The sequence below is a fragment of the Bacillus cereus group sp. MYBK14-1 genome, from assembly GCF_051916885.1.
GTDB lineage: Bacteria > Bacillota > Bacilli > Bacillales > Bacillaceae_G > Bacillus_A > Bacillus_A cereus.
In genome coordinates, this window is the sequence record NZ_JBQAHM010000011.1 from 14,012 (window position 1) to 32,643 (window position 18,632).

Genomic DNA, 18,632 nt, shown 5'->3' on the forward strand with positions numbered 1-18,632 from the left:
CGAGGTTATTTTTTTGTTATTTTGTTTTTTTCTTTTTAAATTTGCTTAATACTTCATAAACGATTGGAACAATAAGAAGTGTTAATAACGTTGAACTTGTTAATCCACCAATTACCGTTACGCCAAGTCCTTTAGAAATTAAGCCACTACCTTCAAATCCTAATGCAAGCGGGATAAGAGCACCGATTGTTGCAATTGCAGTCATTAAAATTGGACGAAGGCGTGTTGCACCAGCTTCTAATAAAGCTTCACGTGTTGATAGTCCTTCATTTTCCTTATGAATAACGCGGTCGATAAGCACGATTGCGTTTGTTACAACGATACCGATTAACATAAGCGCACCAATCATTGCAGATACACTTAATGTTTCACCAGAGATTAATAAGGCAACAAGAGCCCCAATAATTGTAAATGGTAGCGAGAATAAAATTGCGAATGGTGCTAGGGCACCACCAAATGTAACGACAAGAACGAAGTATACAATGGCAATCGCAGCTAACATCGCTAAGCCAAGTTGTTTGAATGATTCTTCAATATCTTTAGTAACACCGCCCATAGAAACATCTACACCAGAAGGAAGATCCATTTTATCTACTTCTTTTTGTACTGCAGCAGATGCTTTTGAAACGTCATCAGATGTTAATTTGGCACTAACCTCTGCATAAACACGTCCATCTCGGTGTGTTACTGTATTCGATGTTTCACCTTCTTTTACAGTCATAACATCTTTCACAGCTACTTCATTACCAAGTGGTGTTGTAATTTTGCGATTTGTTAAGTCATCGATTGTTTCATAATTTTGTTTTTCAGCTTCTACATATACATTGATATCTTTACCGTCTTTTTTAATTGTTGTCAGAACAGGGCGATCATGTTGATTAGAAAGTCCCATTCCAATTTGAGCAGCCGTTAAGCCCATTTTACTCAGCTTTTCTTGATCTGCGACTAAAGTGTACTCTGCATATGTTTTTGCAATACTAGAATCTATATCTTTTAAGTCTTTATTTTTCTTCATGATATTTTGAATATCTTTTACGACAGGCTTAATGTCTTCTGAGCTATCTCCATAAACGTATAGTTTAATTTCGTTACTACCGCCACTTGCTCCGAAGTCTTGGTTTTTCCATTCGCCTTTGCCAGACATCTTCTGTAAATCTTTAACGACTTGTTCTTTCTCTTTTTCAAAGTTTTTCGTGTCGTTATCATATTGCACGAAGAACATTGCTTGGTTTGATTGACCAGGACTCATTGGATTCTCTCCACCTAATGAGAACTGAATTGTTTTGACGTCTTTATTATCTTGGAAGTGCTTCTCAGCTTTTGTTGCAATTTTTTCAACGTCTTCTAACGTTTGACCTGGTTCAGGATTATATGTTGCAATAATCATTTTTTCTTCTTCAGAAGGTAAGAAACTTACACCGATAACTGGTACAAGTGCAAGACTACCAACTAATAGAAGGACAGCGATACTTGATGTAATAATTTTGTGATTTAAAGCCCATGCAAGTATGCGTTTATACCCATTTGCTAATTTACTTGGTTTTTCTTCATGATGTACTTCTTTTTCCCTCATGCTCTCTTTCTTAAATAAGGAATGAGCTAGCATCGGTACGATTGTAACTGCTACTAGTAATGATGCTAATAAAGCGAAGACGATAGTTAAGGCGAATGGTAAGAACATTTCACCAATCATACCTTTTACTAGTCCAAGCGGTAAAAATACAGCAATTGTTACAATGGTGGAAGACATAATTGGGATAAACATTTCTTTCGTAGCTTCACGAATTAAATCTTTTCCACGTAATTTCTCTTCTGATAACGACATACGTCGGTAAATATTTTCAATAACAACAATTGAGTCATCGACAACGCGGCCTATAGCAACGGTCATTGCTCCAAGTGTCATAATGTTAAGCGTAATATCCATTTGCTTTATGACTAAAACAGCAATTAATAAAGAAAGTGGTATTGAAACGACAGAAATTAACGTTGTTCGAATATTTCGTAGGAACAGCATAATAATAACAATCGCAAAGATAGCACCGAAAATTGCTTTGCTCAGCATTGTTTCAACTGATTTTTCAATAGGTGCACCTTGGTCGAATGTTGAAATGATCTCTAAATCTTTATATTTTTTCTCAAGATCTTTTACTTTATCTTTTACTGCATTTACAACATCAACTGTATTTGCATCAGAGGCCTTCACAATTTGAATTCCAATTGCTTCTTTTCCATTTGTTCGAGAAATAGATTCTGCTTTCCCAACTTCTTTAATGTCAGCAATTTCGTCTAATGTAACTGTTGGAATCCCGTTCATAGCAGCTGGATTCATTTGCGGCGTTTGTGCACCAGCGCCAGCATTTTGACTACCTTGACCGTTAGGTGAGGAAGGTATAGCTGGGATTTTAAGTTCTTTTAACGCTTTAATCGTTGTAATATTGCCATCTACAACAACTGATTTTTCCGTGTCTTTAAATGTGTATAAGCCAAGTGGTAAAGATACATCCGATCCCTTAATCACATTTTTTACGGTATCTTCACTTAGTCCTAGTTCTTTCATTTTATCTTTCTTGAAGACAAGCTGTACTTCATCTACTTGTTGGCCAGCAATTTGAACAGATGCAACACCATCAAGTCCTTTTAATCCTGGTACAACATTTTTTTCTACATTTTCAGTTAAGGTAGCTAAAGATTCATTCTTACTTGCCACGCTTAACGAAATAACTGGAAAGGCATTGAAGTTTACTCGTGAAACTTTAGGATCTTTAACACCTTCTGGGAGTTTTACATTTGTGAGAGCTTCTTTAATTTCTGTTTCTGCTTTTTCCATATTTTTATCAAAATCGTATTCTACTTGAATAGAAGATGCGTTTTGAAAAGATGATGAACTCACAACGTTAACACCGCTTAAATTTTGTAGTTGTTCTTCCATCGGCTTTGAAACTTTATCAGCTACTTCTTCTGGTGTAGCACCAGGATAGACCGTAGTTACTGTCACAATCGGTGTTGTAATATCAGGGATTGTTTCCAGCTTCATATTGAGTCCAGAGTAGATCCCCGCAATAGTAACAATAATGGTTAGTAGCCAAACTGCGAACTTATTTTTTAACGAGAAATTGATGATTTTGTTCATGTTTGCGCTCCCTTTTTATTATATTGACCAACTGGTCAGTCTAATACATAATATAACTGACCGTTCGGTCAATCGTCAATAAAAAGAGATGGTATAATACATTTATAATAAGATGCGAGATTAAATTTAGGAGAGAAGATATGAAAGAAAAAGAGCGTTTAATTATAGAATCGGCTATGAAGTTATTTGCTACTAAGGGTGTAAATGCGACATCAGTGCAGGAAATTGTGACAGCTAGTGGTATATCTAAGGGAGCTTTTTACTTATATTTTAAATCGAAAGATGAGCTTTTATTAGCGACACTTCGATATTATTATGACAAAATCCAAAAGAAAATGCTGGATATTGAAAAAGAGTCTTTATTACCACGTGAAAAATTTGCAAAACAATTACATTGTCAGTTTAATGATATACAAAAGCATAAAGAATTTATTATTATGCATGCGAGAGAAAATGCGATTCCGTTTAATAAAGAAGTAGAAGAATTTATGATGCGGATGAAGTTAGAGTCTCATGCATTTTATCGGAATAGTTTATTGTCCATTTATGGTGAAAAGGTTATGCCATATTTATTGGATTTAGTAATTATGGTAGAAGGCATATGCCGTGGGTATTTAGAATTAATTATTTTACAAGCACCAGAAATTGATTTATCGTATGTAGCTGCTTTTATTTTAAAAAGAGTAGATAATTTAGTAGATGGCTTAGTAGAATCTTCGGAAGAACCTATTTTACATGAAGAAAAGCTTGGAGAATTCCTTTGTAAATCAGAGCTTATTAAGGAACAAGTTAAAGAACATTTTTTAAAAGAGATTATTGTATTTAAGCGCACTTTAGCTGATCAATTAGAGGATGATGAGCTGTTGGTTACATTAGATGTTTTAGAGGCGGAAATACGATTGCTTAATCCAAGAATTCCGGTAATTAGAGGTATGTTAGCAAATTTAGAGGCGTATTCGGAATTAAAAGAATTTCGATTACGCCTTATAGGATACTACAATATAAAAAATTCTTAATAAAAATAAGTAAAAAACTCCTTGTCTACACAAGGAGTTTTTTCTTAAAGACTACTTACTATTTTGAGACCATTCTTCAACATCCCAAACTTTTGTGATCCAATCTTCATAGAAGTCCGGTTCGTGACATACAAGGAGAATTGTTCCTTTATATGCTTTCATAGCCTTCTTAAGTTCCGCTTTTGCTGTAACGTCAAGATGGTTTGTCGGCTCATCAAATAATAGCCAGTTACTTTCCTCACCCATTAGCTTACATAAACGAACTTTTGCTTGTTCTCCACCACTTAATTGACTTAATGGACGAGAAATATGTTCATTTTTTAATCCGCATTTTGCTAACATCGCACGAATTTGATGCTGGTCTAGGCCAGGGAATGTATTCCATACATCATCAATTGGTGTTATATTATCAGCTTTAACTTCTTGTTCAAAGTATGCAGGCTCTAAGAAGTCACCAAGACTTGTTTTACCGCTTAAAGGTTTAATTTTACCTAAGATCGTTTTTAGCAACGTTGATTTACCAACACCGTTACATCCAACAATAGCAATTTTTTCACCACGTTCAATCGTCATTGATAGCTTTGGTAGTAGAGGATGCGTATATCCGATTTCTACATTTTCACCTTCAAAGACGAAGCGACTACTCGCGCGACTTTCTTTAAATGAGAATTCAGGTTTAATCGCTGTTTCTGGGCGATCAATAAGTTCCATGCGATCAAGTTGTTTTTGACGACTCTTTGCACGACCTGTCGTTGAATAACGAGCCTTGTTCTTTGCAATGAAGTCTTCTTGCTTTTTGATAAACTCGCGCTGTTTTTCATAAGCGTTTATATGTTGATTTTTATTGATTTCTGCTAGTTCTAGGAATTTTTCATATGTCGCTGTATAGCGTGTCATTTTTGTGAATTCTAGATGGAAAATAACATCAACACATTTGTTCATAAATTCCGTATCATGAGAAATTAATAAGAATGCATGTGGATATTCTTTCAAATAATTTGTTAACCAATGAATATGTTCAACGTCTAAATAGTTAGTAGGTTCATCAAGCAATAACACTTCTGGCTGTTCAAGTAATAGCTTTGCAAGCAATACCTTTGTACGTTGTCCACCACTTAATGCTGAAACATCACGATCTAAACCAATTGCATCAATTCCAAGACCACGTGCAGCCTCTTCAATTTTCATATCTAGTAAGTAGAAACCACCTGCTTCAAGTGCATCTTGTATTTCTGCCATTTGCTCAAGAAGTTCTTCTAGTTCTTCTGGTGTAGCAGTTCCCATTTTTTCTGTAACTTCATTTAAAGCTTTTTCCTTTTCGAATAACGGTAAAAATGCATCCGCTAGTACGTCACGGATTGTACGCCCAGGTGTTAAAACAGTATGCTGATCTAAGTAGCCGTAATGTGTGCCCGGTGTCCATTCTACGCGACCTTGGTCATGAATAAGCTGACCAGTAATGATATTCATGAATGTTGATTTACCAACACCGTTTGCACCAACTAATCCAACGTGCTCACCTGCTAATAATCGCATAGATACATCTTTAAATAATGTACGATCGCCAAATGTATGTCCTAATTTTTCAACTGTTAATAAGCTCATAGTATCCTCCGTCCAACTTGAAATAGTACCTTGAATCATGATACTAAATTCTTTCATATAATGCTATCATTTCAAAATGTATATTTTTTCAAAAGAAGTGTTTGTAAATGTTAGTATATAAAAAAGTTACTTCTCCCACAGAAGTAACTTTTTGGTTATGCCTTTTGTTTAACTTCACTAACTTTCTTTTCAGCTACAATAAAATGCGGTCTACGTTTTGTTTCATAATAAATACGACCGATATATTCACCAATAACACCTAGGAATATGAGTTGAATACCGCCAATAAATAGTATAGCGGAAATGAGAGTAAAGTAACCAGGAACTTCCACACCACCGAGGATGATTTGAACGAACGTAGTGATTACGTATAAAAGTCCTAAAATGGTTGTTAGTAATCCAAGATATATAGATAGACGTAACGGTTTATTATTGAATGAAATTACACCATCAATTCCATAATTTAATAATTTCGAGAAGGTCCATTTACTTTCTCCATCAGAACGTAATACATTTTCATATTCAATGATTAATTCGTTATAACCGATCCAAGAAAATAAGCCCTTTGAAAATCGGTTGTATTCACTTAAAGATAATAAAGAATCTACTGCTCTTCGACTTAAAAGTCTAAAGTCACCAATACCGTCTACTAATTCAATATCTACAAATTTATTCATCACTTTATAGTAAAGACGAGAGACGAAAGAGCGAACGGGTGAATCACCAGTTCTTGTTCTTTTTGCAATGACTTGGTCGTAGCCGTCGTTATATCCTTCTAACAGTTCTTTTATTAACGTAGGAGGGTGTTGTAAGTCAGCATCCATAATAACAATTGCATCGCCTGTAGCATATTTTAAACCAGCTAACATTGCAGCTTCTTTTCCGAAGTTTCGACTAAATGATATGTAGTGTACCGATGAATCTACACTAGCTAAATCACGTAAAATATTTAATGTAGCATCTTTACTACCATCATTAACAAAAACAAATTCATAATCGGTAGTTAATTTATGAATTTCAAGGGAAGTCTCTGAATAAAAGGCTCGAAGCACCTTTTCTTCATTGTAGCATGGTACAACTATTGAAAGGGTCATGTTTGACACTCCTTGTTTGTAGTGGATTAAAATAATATTTAGATATTATTTTAGGAAGCTATCTAAATAGATAGCTTCATGATTCATTAAGTGCTCATTATTGCTTTTTAAAAGAAAATTTTCGTCGTGCTTTTGGATTTTTGAAAATTAGTAAAGCTATACAGATAATTAGTGAGATGATTGATATAGTTATACCTAATTTGAAGTAAGGTGTAACGTAAGTCATTTCGATTACATGTGAACCTTTTGTAATTGGAACACCGATAAAGGCAGAATTCGCTTTCGTAAATTCTGTTTCTTTCCCATCAATTTTTATAGTCCAGCCTTTACTATATGGGACAGATAGATATAAGAGCCCGTCTTTATTTGATTTGATATCCCCTTTTAAATAATTGTTCTTATAATAAATATTTTCAAGCCTATTTTCAGTTAGTTTTTTTGTTTCTTTTTGTATACTTTCATAGTTTACAATATTTGCTTGCAAGTCACCTAATTCATACTCACCTGCCATATCAATAGAGATAGTTAGGTTTTCTGGACGCTCATTGCCCAAATTGTAAACAAACCTTTCTAACGGATAAGAGTATGCACCAGCATCGTCCCCTTTTCCTATCGTTTTTCCATTAACAGTTGCATTGAATGTGCCTGCATTTTTTAATTTTAATTCTATCAGTAGATCACCAGGTGTATCAGGATAATTGATAGGTACAATCATATTTCCAAAGCCATGAACAATTAGTTTATTTTCTTGTTTTTCCATGTTTTCGAATTTTGCTTTTTCCGTTTTAATAGATACTGCCTTTGATTTAAGGTCTTGTTTATTAAAATGGTTTAATGAAAATTCTTTTGTATTATTAACGACAACAGCATGTAATAATAATTGATCACGCTGAGCAAAGTTTAATTTAGAAAATTCTTCTTCACTTATAGCCGAATCATATACATATCCTAACGGTAAAGCATAGTCATTTTTGTAAATATTATATGGTCCTACTTGCTGTAATAGTTTATATCCATAAGGTACATTCTTTGAATCTGTATCAGCACTTAATACGCGATATTTTATACCTAGCATATTTTCGAGTAGTAGTCGACTATCAGCTTGATAAAACATTGAAGGTGTATCGTACATTTGGAATACGCCATATTTATTTTTCATAAAGTCATGGACATAATAATTAACCAAGCTTTGATACGTACTTACGCCATGATATCCTTGTAGCATTGGTGTGTTATATTCGCTATATGGATTAAGAATACGATAAAAGTCTTTATCATTTTCTTGTATGTAGCGAATTGCAGCAATTTCTTCTTGATTATCATAGCCTGGTTCGTGTAACTTTTCAGTTGAAATCTGGCTCTGTCCGTAAACTGTGCTAAGTATATTATTCGCATACATATAATTCATAGAAATTGTGCTAACGAGTACGTTCAATACAACTAAAAATTGTATGAAAGGTTTAGAAATATAACGCCATAAACATACTGTAATAACAGAAAGAACGACAGTTCCGAGTAAAATGTTATCAACGTCTTGTAAAGGTTTATCAGTTACATTTATATTTGCCTTTCTATAAAATGCATAAATGAATAATCCAATAGACACTAATAAACTTATTAAATAAGGTAATTTGTAGTCTTTCTTATGAATAATCATCCAATCTAGAATGTATGCAATTGTTTGGGCAATTACAAATACAAATAAATAAAACCATCTAGATTGCATTGCTGAAAAACCATTAAACATAGAATATGTATATGGAAGCATAAACAGAATGAACATGAATAACGTAAAGAATACTTTATTCTTAACGAGTTTATCACGTATAAACATTCCAAATACGATTAAGAATAAAATTAAAGCTGGTAAAGCTAATTGATGATTTTCAGCATTATACATGAAGAAAATATTTTCCATTAAATCTTTATAAAATTTATCTTCAAATAATAATGGTATCTCAAACTTTTTTGATAGTCGATCAGCGCTAAATACGGCATTAACTGATGGGAGGAAGCAAACGGCGGCTAAACCGAGTGATAATCCGTACAATAAACCGATTCTAATATAATAAGTTAGAAAAGAGACAATCGTTTTATTTTGTTGTGTCGCAAAGTATTGGAATAATGCATAAATAAATATGAAAATACTTGTGATAAAAGCAAAATAAAAGTTTGATGCTAACATTAAAGTAGCAGCGATTAGGAAAAGGCCGTGCTTCTTTTCAATAATATATTTATCAAGTCCCCATATTACTAATGGTAAAAATACAATGGCATCAGCCATGAAATCCCATAGTAAAGAGTGGCGGATGAAAGTAATACAGCCACCATATATAATAGCAGCAACAAAAGATGAGAATGCTGTTTTATTATGGTAACGTAAAGAACCATACATGAATACCATAGCTAAAAAGTTTTTTAAAATACTCATGTATAATTTCACGTCATATACTTGCTCAAGACTTAGTTTAGGTAGTAACAGTGTAATCCAGAAAAACGGTGATGTGCTGTAATAATAACTAAACTCTCCAAATAAATCTCCACCTAATCCATAATCAAAAGACCAAAAAAGGTTGCCATCTTTAAAGGCATGTTGTAGAAGAAACGTAAAAAAGCCAAATTGACGTAACGCATCCCCTGTACCAGAAAAGGCTTGATTAGATGTTAAAAAGAAATAATGAAAAGCAAAAGCGCACAATAATAATATTGGCATAATTATCATTGTTTTCTTGGAAAAGAATTTATTATTCGGCTTTATGCTCATAAAAATTGATAATCCTCCTTTGAAAGTCGTTACATGTAACAACTAGTTTTTAGGTAGCATATAAAAACACACCAATTTTTAAAGGTGTGTTCTTTAGTTTTAACATGAGAAAATATATATTTTTGTTGAAGCATATATATTTTTACAAGCGTTGAAGTTCATAGTTTACATGTAATTTAGTATAAGGCATTTTCAGAAAGTAAGTCAATTTGAGCTGGAATATATAGCATTTTTTTACTGAAGAAAAATGATGGTATATAAAAAAAGCAAAAAGCTTTTCCATTTTTAAATAGGAAAAGCTTTTTGCTTTTAAGCATGTTTGCGAATGAGCTTTTGTTTTATAAACCCTAAAACAAATCCACGTATTTGAGGATCAATTCCAATTCCAATTATACCGTATAGTATACCAGTAAGAGTTAAAGCAATTAGTGGTGGTAAGTTGATTAATGCAATTCGGTATATACCGTAACTAATAATAAAGGCTAAGGAATTAAATATAACTCCTTTAACTAATAATTGCATGCCTTTACGAATAAAGAGGGTAAATCCGATTAATAGTGTAATTTCGGTAAGGATAGCTGCGGCAGCTGCTCCCATCATTCCATATTTACTACCTAATACAATATAACCTATGATGGCAACAACTAATCCAATAGTCATTGTTGTTGCACGTTTCCATTGCTGGCCAATCGTTGTTAAATTATCAGCTAGTGGATAGTTAATTGATTGTAAAATAACCATAAACGCTAGAATAGCAAGAGCGTCACCGGCGGGAGCGTATTCTTCTCCTAATAAACTAACAATCCAGAAACTTGGATCCGCAATAAAGGGGATAGAAATTCCCATTCCTAAAAAAGACATAAGTTTTAATTCAAAACTTGATAATTTTCTATGTTCTTCAATATTTTTCTCATTACCAAAAGCAAAAAGCCTTGGATAAAAGGCCGCTGCAATTACCCCAGGTATTTGATATAGTACAGCAGGTATTTTAGATGCAGCACCAAAGAATCCAACTTGATTATACGTTGAAACCTTTTCTAATATAATAGGGCCCAATTGTGGTAAGAGCATAATGATGATGCCATTGATTGTAAAAATAAGTAGTTGATCTAAAATGCCTTTATCCCAACCCTTATGGACCTTCGTATAACGTATTGTCATTATAAAGGCGATAACACCTGTTACAAGACTAGATACCCCGTACATGGCAGCAACCATCATAAGTGACCATTGGAAAGACATCCCTAGTAATAGGGCAGCAGCAGCAGTTACACCTTGTAGTACAGAAATAATAGCTGTAAATTGCATGCGTTCTGTTACTTGGAAGTAAGCCATTCCAACACCTTGTAAGGTTGCTCCGAACATTGTTGGTAGAACAACCCAATATACCATCGCGCGTAAGTAAGCATCGGGATAGAAGAACTGGGCAAAAATAGCGAAAAGTACAGAAATTACGATAGCTAATATTAAACGAATACGTAAGTAACTACTTATTAGCACGCTAATATTAGCATCGCTTCTCGTTCCTTCACGCATAAACGTATGTGTTAAACCTGCATCTGTAAAGTAACAAATAACAGCTGAAACTGCTAACGCAGTTGTAAACATACCGTAATCACTTGGAGAAACATACCTTGCAAAGAAAATTGTTGCAATAGCCAGTACAAAACGGACAGTAATGTTTCCTACAAACAGGTAGGATGCGTTTTTTAGAATTTTATTTGTTTTCATGAGAAAAGACCTTTCTATTCTTTAGGACCCGGTTAGCTTGTCCTATTTGTAAATTTGATTTGTTCACAGAAAGAGAGAGTATCGTTATATTTTCAGTTTAAGAAAACAGAAATTTAATTCGTACAAACCAAAGCATTGCATATAGTTTTTTACTACGTTTTCCATTCTTTGAATAGATTTTACGGCAATATTTCTTTATATCTTTTTTGATTAATTGAACTTGTGATTTATCTAATTGAGAGTTTTCTTTAATATATATACAAGCGTTATTGATGACTGTATAAGGGAATAAATAAGTCTCAAGAATTTCAATAAGTAACTGAGAATCTTTTGTAATGAAATCTTGAGATTTATTATGTACCCATTCCTTCATACGATTGAATACTTCCAGCTCTTTTGTCGTTTTTAATTCATAATCTTTATACTTAGAAGAAAGATTTCCTTCTGATAAGATTCTATAATAAGTTAAGTATTCATGGACATAACATACATTTGTCACACTCATAAGTTTAAATAAAAACTCTAAATCTTCGCCCCAACTACATTCTGGTGTAAAACGAATGTTATGATCCATTACGATGGATCGTTTGAAAATCCAAGTACTTGTTTGAGCAACAACTTGATGCGTTAGGAATGCTTTTGCCATATCACCTTTAATAAAGTTTGTTGTATGTTCAACCTTCTCACCTGTTTCTTCGTAGAAATTCATATAACCACAATAGCAAGCGTCCATGTTGTTTTTATGCATACTTTCGACTTGCTTCTCAATTTTAGTTGGATGCCATAAGTCATCGCTATCAAGAAAAGCGACATATTCTCCACTAGCATTTTCAATACCCGTATTACGAGCTACTGAAACACCTTGGTTTTTTTGATGAACGTATTTTACTTGCCCTGGATATTTTTCAGCAAGGTTTTTCACAATAGAAGGTGATTGATCTTTACTTCCATCATCTACAATTACAATTTCGATATTTTTATATGTTTGATCTAGTATTGACTGCATCGTTTCTTCAATATATTTTTCCGTGTTATACAGGGGTATGACAACAGAAACAAGTTGCTTTTGTTCCATCATAGAATTTTTATCTCCTCAAGTTTTTTATGTCTTGCATCATATATACAAGCCTTTTGAAAGGAAGAAGATTACAAGAACATCTGTATAAGTTTAACGCATATAAACTTTGTAAATCAACTTTCTATTAAAAAGGTGGCGGGAAGTTAGATTCTTATGGTTAATTCTCGTATTTCAAACAGCTTTATCATGTCTATTGCATATAACTTCTTATTCATGTCATTTTAACTTATTAGTTAAGTAGGATGTATCTATCTTAACGATTGTGAAGGCGAATAAATTATTATTAAGAATAAAAAACCTCTTAATTTTTGCAATAAATTAAGAGGTTTTTTATATTAGCTATGAAATATTAGGTTAGTCTTTGTCTGGCTCAGTTGCATTTAATTTTTGCTTTAGTAACGCATAATCTTGCGTTAATGTTACAAGTTGATGATGTTGTTTAGAAATTTTTCTTGTTAGGTCAAAAATTAAGATGAAACAGAATAATAGTCCAAATAAGAATAAAATGGAAGGGGGATATTCTACTTTTAATAGTTTTCCAATCCAGTTTATAATTTTATCGGTAGAACTTAAAATAGCCATTGCAATACAAACAAAAATCCATAAAACAGCATATTTCGTTTCTAAAGTTCCACGGCGAATGGAATTAATAATTAATAATAATAATAATAAAATAAAGATGAATGAAAAGGTAATTATAGGCATTTATTATCAACCTTTCACGATTTTTTGCATCAATATAGCAAGACTTACTTTAATCATGTAATATGCAGATTTAAAAGGTGTGATAGAAGATTGTCCACCTTGTCGCTCTTGCATATTTACAGATATTTCATTAATGCGAAGTTTTTTCTTTTTTAAATGAATAAGAACTTCTGGTTCTGGATAATCTTTTGGATAGTTGTGTGCAAAAATTTTAATTACTTCTCGATTGATAGCACGATATCCAGAAGTTGGATCCATAAATGTTTGTTTTGTTAGTACTTTCAATAGGGCAGTAAAATAAAAAATACCGATCCTTCTGGAAATACTACCTTTATATGCTGTTTTTTCTGTAAAACGTGACCCTAGCACCATATCGCATTCATCTTCAGCGATTGGCTTTATAATTTTATATAAATCATCTGGATTATGTTGTCCATCAGCATCGAACTGAATCGCAATATCATATCCGTTCTCATATGCGTATTTATATCCAGTTTGTACAGCTGAGCCAATACCTAGGTTATATGGTAAATTCACAAGGTGAACAGGAAAATCTTGTACGATTTGAGCTGTTTTATCGTGTGATCCATCATTAATAACACAAATGCTTAATCCTGTAAAATGCTGTTTTAGTTTTAATAATCTTGTTAATGTATCTGCAATTGCTTCTTCCTCGTTATACGCTGGAATAATAATTAACGTTTTTGGTATTGAAATTGGTACTTCAATAGTCATTACCGCACCATCCCTTATATACTTAATCATATTATGGTTATTTTTAAACGAACTTTATTTAATATACCATTAACAGTATAACAAAATAAAGGAAAAGCTGGTGCATGATTTAGGAGAACAGATTGAGAATAAAATGGTAAGAGGTGATATTTTGTATAAAAAAATACATGCAAGGAAGAAAAAATCTGTGCATGTATATGGAAGAGTATTGTATTAAATATTCCAAGGTTTATTTAAAGTTAAAACCTCAGCCATTTCTTTGCTTTTTAAACGTCCTTTTTTTCTATTTTCCGCACGTTCTGAACCGGTTGTGTATAACCAATGTTCTTCCTCAGTTTCAGGTAGTACTTGTGGTACCGACGAAGGTTTTCCATCTTTTATTGCTACAAATGTAATGAAGCAAGTAGCAGCAATTCTACGCTCGCCTGCTAATAAATTTTCTGCGATTACTTTTACGAAAACTTCCATTGAAGATTTCCCTGTATAACATACAAATGCTTCATAACAAACAGAATCAGCCTGGTGAATTGGAGTTAAAAAATCAACTGAATCAATAGATGCTGTTACGCAATGTTTACGACTATGTCTTGCAGCCGCAATCGAAGCAATACTATCAATTTCTGCTAATAATTTCCCTCCAAAAAGTGTTTGGTGATTATTTAAATCGTTAGGAAAAACACGTGTTGTCTTAATTGCTTTAGATTCTCGCATGAATTTCTTTTCCATATATTCAGCCCCTATAGTCTGTTTTCAATCAGAATAATATGTGTAAGCGGATTACTCATATTAGATATTTAATGAAGTAAAGTGTATTCCAAAAGAGGATTATTTAAACTTCTGTATTTGTATTCATGTAACTGAAAGAAAATTTATTTTATCTAAAATGTAGTGTAAAAGAGGATTCGCTTACATTGCAAGTAAAAAGTAATGACTATGTATTTGTCATAGAATTTCTCTATCAGCCGTGTACTCATTCATGATAGAATCGTTTTGTTATGAATGGAAATAGAGGTGCAATGGACATATGAATCATATACAAACAAATTTTTCATCTTTCTTTAATAAAATTACAATCGGTGCGATGCTCGCATTTTTTGTTTATAGTTGTTGGGCAGCATTTGAGACAAGTAAGCAATTTTTTGGAGGAAGTACAACAAGTGTAACAATCATATTAGCAATTTTTATCATACTCATTTTGTTAGTGGCATCAATTCTACAATATCGTTTTACAGATAAACAATTTCTTATTTTTCTTATAAGTATATCTATAGTTGTGAGACTTAGTATGCTGTTATTTGTAGACGCTCCAATAATTGGTGATCTGAAAGTGATGTATGAGTCTGCAAAGCAGATTGCAATTGGTAATAATATAGAGACTGTAACTCATTTGCCTTTTATTATATATGAGTCAGTAATTATTCGTATATTTGGTGATACATTATTCGCTTTACAACTATTTAATGTGTTATTTTGCGCAGGAACCGCATTTTTTATTTATCGTATTGCAGCAATGGTTTTTGGAGAAGAATGCGGTCGTATTGCTTCTATCTTTTATGCTCTGTATATTCCAAATATATTCATGAGTTCCGTATTAACTCCTGAGTCACTTGCAATATTTTTATTTTATTTTGCTTGTTACATACTTTTATATAAAGGATTAGATCATCCTTATATGTGGGTATTTTCAGCGATTTTATTTGCATTTAGTAATATGATTTTCCCAATGGGATTATTTCTTCCTATTTTTATCACGGTATATGTATTATTAATCGAAGTATTTCAATCAGCAACGAAACAAAAGGTGTTACTAAAGATGATAGGGATACTTATTCTATTTTATAGTGCCCATTTTGGTGTGAATTATGGAATTAAGACAATGGGAATGTCACAATATACGATTGCGAATGAGACGTATGTTCAATCTGTTTTAATTGGAAAAACGCAACATGAAGAAAAAATATCGAAAAATCAAAGTGTAACAGAGCATATTGATCAAAAGTTAAAAGAGATTGAGGGAGAAAGATTTAAACTTTTAGAACCGATGATAAATCAGTTTTCAGATGAGGGGATAAATTCTATTCTTTTCAAATATGAAAAACTGATATATATAGCCGTAACATTGTTTATGACTATAGCTCTATTACACTTCCTTATTAAGAAACAACAAAATGAGGGATATATGTTGTTCTTATTTTTAATTAGTGGATACGTATTGTTAAAGCTCTTCCAAGTAGATATGGCATATTACAATGTAATTATGCCAGCATTGTTTATTTTGCAGAGCTTTGGTGTTTATATGAGTTATGTGTATTGTCAAAAAATATTTTTCAGAAAATAAAAAGAATCCATTCTGGATTCTTTTTTTGATGGAAGATGAAATTTAGTAGTTAGTACAGATGAAAAGTATGCTTGACTACTAAATTTCATCTTATCGATTTAGTTCTAGTTGCAAATTATCGGCTGTTAGAGCCATTTGTGAGGAATCATCTTGAATTCCTTTCATTACTTGTGAAATAGCTTGTAGTTCGTGTTCAATTTTCTTATTCTGTTCTTTTGAGTTAGACATATCTTTTACGATTTCTTGGAAGTATCGATCTGTTGCCGACATACTATCTGTTCCTTCCGATACGAGAGAGCTAATTTGTTTCACAGAAGACGAGACACGAGTAATTTGTTCATTTGTTTTTTCGACGAGCTTTGTAACGTTAAATATAGATTCTTTCGTTTGCTCTGATAATTTTCGGATTTCGCCAGCAACAACAGAAAACCCTTTCCCAAATTCTCCAGCACGTGCCGACTCAATAGCAGCATTTAGTGCGAGTAAATTTGTTTGCTCCGCAATCGATTTAACAATATCTATGATTTCATTAATTTTGTTAGAAATATTGAGAAGTTCATGAGTATCTGTAATAATCGTTTCCATATTCATTTGAATAGATCCCATTCGTTTGTTTTGCTGGTTTAATTGTTCTTTCCCTTTATTCGCTTTTTCTTCAGATGTTGTAGCTAATGATGTACCTGTTTTAGCAATCTCTACAATAGTTTCAGATTTGGCGGTTAGTTTTTGAATAGAAGAGCTTGTTTTTTCAGATACAGCAGCTAGTTCTGTTGCGATATGCGTAATTGTCATAGCAGTTAATTCTTTTTCTTTCTCATGCTCTTTTTGCATTCTTTCATATTCAGATTCATAAGCTGCAAGAACAAGTTCTTGTTCAAGAGTGAATAATTTATTTATAACATTTATAGAATATGAAAAATCATCGATTGTCGTTATTTTTGTTTGCAAAATCTTCATGATAGAGCGGAATAATTCTTGATAAGCAGCAGTATACCATTTTCGATGTAAACCAATTTGTACATGCCTTTTGGCAATCCTAACACGCTGTTCAATAAAATCTTCATGCATATTGCCGCTGAATAATTCTTTAATATGTGTTTTTAAAGTTTGTTTTAGTTTTGGAATAGAGCTGTAACGCTCAATAATAGTAATTAAATTAGGTTGTTTTGTAATGTTGGCATAGAATTTTTCAGTAATCCAATCAATTTCTGCATAAATAAAAGGCTGTAGCACTTTTACAACTTGTAAATCTTCTTTTGAAATATGTAGCATATCCATTTGAATTTTTAATTCAGAATTAGTAGGTACATTAAAAGTTATTTGTTGGTTCTTACTTAATTCGATTATACTGGCATTTGTTTTATTAATATTTTTTTTGAAAACCCCAAGCATCATTCTTCCCCCTGTATATAAAACGTTTTCAATTTTAAAACTAATATAGAGTAATTATATATGCTTATATATAATTACTCTATATTAGTTCGTTGAATAGTATATAAATTAAGAGAATTCTATCTAGAATTCTCTTAATGGCCTTTATTAATTTTAGCATGTGTTTTAAAGAAAACAGGGAAATGCACATTATATATTACAGTGACGACACGAATAACGAATGTTACTAATAAACAAACATAGAAAGCTAATACGTGCGCCCCCATAGCGTGTGTAATTAGGAAGCTAATTGCTCCTAAGATAGAAGCGATTGCGTAAATCTCTTTTCGGAATACGTAAGGGATATCTTGAGCACAAATGTCACGCAAAATACCGCCTCCAATACCTGTAATGACTCCCATTGAAACAACTAGAAATGAGGCGTCAACATGATGTGACATTGCCGCATTTGCACCAATAGCTGTAAAAACGCCTAAGCCAACAGCATCAGAAAGCATAATAACGACTTGAAGTTTATTGATACGCTCAAAAAACATACAAGTAAATAATGCTGATAATACACTTACGAAAAAGTAAATGGGTTTTACAAATGCGACAGGGGGCAGGTTACCAATCATGATATCACGAATAATACCGCCGCCGAGCGCAGTGGCTACAGCTAAACAAAGGACACCAAATAAATCTAAATCTTTTTTTAAACCAACTAATGTACCAGAAATGGCAGCGGCGATAATGCCAAGAAACGTAAATATATCGATTAATAACATGGCCTTAATCCCTTCCTCTTAAAGATGTTCCAGAGAAAAAATATACACTAAAGTATTGGAAATAACAATTACTTTTCGCTACATGTAGAAAAACGGATAAAATTCATAAAGAAAGCGTTTGAAAATGTTTGGAAAATAACTATAAAGTAATCTGAAAAAGATATGAAAAGATTAATTTTACATTTTTTGATGTTGTTAATTTGGGAAATATTACAATTAGAGGTGAGATATTTATATTTGTATAAAATGATAAAAAAATATGTATATACTGACA

At 32.6% G+C, this 18,632-nt stretch carries 13 protein-coding genes and 1 pseudogene; 2 read left to right on the forward strand and 12 right to left on the reverse strand.

What is annotated here, in order from left to right; all coding sequences use genetic code 11:
* Positions 1-16 precede the first annotated feature (16 nt).
* A complete protein-coding gene (locus ACTFR3_RS22810) occupies positions 17-3,133 on the reverse strand; it encodes an efflux RND transporter permease subunit (RefSeq protein ID WP_001033493.1) in 3,117 nt (1,038 codons plus the stop codon).
* Between the two features lie 140 nt (positions 3,134-3,273).
* Here ACTFR3_RS22810 and ACTFR3_RS22815 point away from each other — a divergent pair, with 140 nt between their 5' ends.
* On the forward strand, positions 3,274-4,149 hold the full coding sequence (locus tag ACTFR3_RS22815; protein WP_048538342.1) for a TetR/AcrR family transcriptional regulator: 876 nt from the start codon (positions 3,274-3,276) through the stop codon (positions 4,147-4,149).
* 51 nt (positions 4,150-4,200) lie between these two features.
* Here the strand turns inward: ACTFR3_RS22815 and ACTFR3_RS22820 are convergent, their stop codons facing one another.
* The 8 genes from ACTFR3_RS22820 to ACTFR3_RS22855 form a co-directional block, all read right to left on the reverse strand.
* Positions 4,201-5,754, reverse strand: a complete 1,554-nt coding sequence (locus tag ACTFR3_RS22820) for an ABC-F family ATP-binding cassette domain-containing protein (RefSeq protein WP_000055410.1) — start codon at positions 5,752-5,754, stop codon at positions 4,201-4,203.
* Between the two features lie 155 nt (positions 5,755-5,909).
* Complete coding sequence (locus ACTFR3_RS22825) at positions 5,910-6,848, reverse strand: glycosyltransferase family 2 protein (protein WP_063219912.1); 939 nt, start codon at positions 6,846-6,848, stop codon at positions 5,910-5,912.
* 97 nt (positions 6,849-6,945) lie between these two features.
* Entirely contained in the window at positions 6,946-9,612 is a 2,667-nt protein-coding gene (locus ACTFR3_RS22830; RefSeq protein WP_440044826.1) for a YfhO family protein, read from the reverse strand.
* Positions 9,613-9,921: 309 nt separating this feature from the next.
* Positions 9,922-11,343 (reverse strand): oligosaccharide flippase family protein, encoded by a 1,422-nt coding sequence (locus tag ACTFR3_RS22835; protein WP_046393130.1) that lies wholly within the window; start codon positions 11,341-11,343, stop codon positions 9,922-9,924.
* A 97-nt stretch (positions 11,344-11,440) separates the two neighbouring features.
* A complete protein-coding gene (locus tag ACTFR3_RS22840; protein ID WP_000970530.1) occupies positions 11,441-12,421 on the reverse strand; it encodes a glycosyltransferase family 2 protein in 981 nt (326 codons plus the stop codon).
* Positions 12,422-12,775: 354 nt separating this feature from the next.
* Complete coding sequence (locus ACTFR3_RS22845) at positions 12,776-13,126, reverse strand: DUF2304 domain-containing protein (RefSeq protein ID WP_001121774.1); 351 nt, start codon at positions 13,124-13,126, stop codon at positions 12,776-12,778.
* Positions 13,127-13,132: 6 nt separating this feature from the next.
* Positions 13,133-13,861, reverse strand: a complete 729-nt coding sequence (locus tag ACTFR3_RS22850) for a glycosyltransferase family 2 protein (protein WP_000151539.1) — start codon at positions 13,859-13,861, stop codon at positions 13,133-13,135.
* A gap of 213 nt (positions 13,862-14,074) precedes the next feature.
* Positions 14,075-14,587 carry an acyl-CoA thioesterase gene (locus ACTFR3_RS22855; RefSeq protein WP_000412123.1) on the reverse strand — a complete coding sequence of 171 codons (513 nt, stop codon included), beginning with the start codon at positions 14,585-14,587 and terminating at the stop codon, positions 14,075-14,077.
* 298 nt (positions 14,588-14,885) lie between these two features.
* Here ACTFR3_RS22855 and ACTFR3_RS22860 point away from each other — a divergent pair, with 298 nt between their 5' ends.
* Complete coding sequence (locus ACTFR3_RS22860) at positions 14,886-16,199, forward strand: ArnT family glycosyltransferase (RefSeq protein WP_242278339.1); 1,314 nt, start codon at positions 14,886-14,888, stop codon at positions 16,197-16,199.
* A 90-nt stretch (positions 16,200-16,289) separates the two neighbouring features.
* Here ACTFR3_RS22860 and ACTFR3_RS22865 read toward each other — a convergent pair whose 3' ends face one another.
* From ACTFR3_RS22865 to ACTFR3_RS22875, 3 genes and pseudogenes are all read right to left on the reverse strand, one after another.
* Positions 16,290-17,030 (reverse strand): methyl-accepting chemotaxis protein, encoded by a 741-nt coding sequence (locus tag ACTFR3_RS22865; RefSeq protein ID WP_370512974.1) that lies wholly within the window; start codon positions 17,028-17,030, stop codon positions 16,290-16,292.
* Between the two features lie 15 nt (positions 17,031-17,045).
* Positions 17,046-17,594 (reverse strand): annotated as a pseudogene (locus ACTFR3_RS22870) (protoglobin family protein); the annotation flags it as partial.
* A gap of 131 nt (positions 17,595-17,725) precedes the next feature.
* A complete protein-coding gene (locus tag ACTFR3_RS22875; RefSeq protein ID WP_000924371.1) occupies positions 17,726-18,358 on the reverse strand; it encodes a trimeric intracellular cation channel family protein in 633 nt (210 codons plus the stop codon).
* Between the last annotated feature and the right edge of the window lie 274 nt (positions 18,359-18,632).

Coding starts and splice junctions, on each gene's coding strand:
- ACTFR3_RS22810 (WP_001033493.1), bottom strand. CDS start 3,133: ATGAACAAAATCATCAATTTCTCGTTAAAAAATAAGTTCGCAGTTTGG.
- ACTFR3_RS22815 (WP_048538342.1), top strand. CDS start 3,274: ATGAAAGAAAAAGAGCGTTTAATTATAGAATCGGCTATGAAGTTATTT.
- ACTFR3_RS22820 (WP_000055410.1), bottom strand. CDS start 5,754: ATGAGCTTATTAACAGTTGAAAAATTAGGACATACATTTGGCGATCGT.
- ACTFR3_RS22825 (WP_063219912.1), bottom strand. CDS start 6,848: ATGACCCTTTCAATAGTTGTACCATGCTACAATGAAGAAAAGGTGCTT.
- ACTFR3_RS22830 (WP_440044826.1), bottom strand. CDS start 9,612: ATGAGCATAAAGCCGAATAATAAATTCTTTTCCAAGAAAACAATGATA.
- ACTFR3_RS22835 (WP_046393130.1), bottom strand. CDS start 11,343: ATGAAAACAAATAAAATTCTAAAAAACGCATCCTACCTGTTTGTAGGA.
- ACTFR3_RS22840 (WP_000970530.1), bottom strand. CDS start 12,421: ATGATGGAACAAAAGCAACTTGTTTCTGTTGTCATACCCCTGTATAAC.
- ACTFR3_RS22845 (WP_001121774.1), bottom strand. CDS start 13,126: ATGCCTATAATTACCTTTTCATTCATCTTTATTTTATTATTATTATTA.
- ACTFR3_RS22850 (WP_000151539.1), bottom strand. CDS start 13,861: ATGACTATTGAAGTACCAATTTCAATACCAAAAACGTTAATTATTATT.
- ACTFR3_RS22855 (WP_000412123.1), bottom strand. CDS start 14,587: ATGGAAAAGAAATTCATGCGAGAATCTAAAGCAATTAAGACAACACGT.
- ACTFR3_RS22860 (WP_242278339.1), top strand. CDS start 14,886: ATGAATCATATACAAACAAATTTTTCATCTTTCTTTAATAAAATTACA.
- ACTFR3_RS22865 (WP_370512974.1), bottom strand. CDS start 17,030: ATGCAAAAAGAGCATGAGAAAGAAAAAGAATTAACTGCTATGACAATT.
- ACTFR3_RS22875 (WP_000924371.1), bottom strand. CDS start 18,358: ATGTTATTAATCGATATATTTACGTTTCTTGGCATTATCGCCGCTGCC.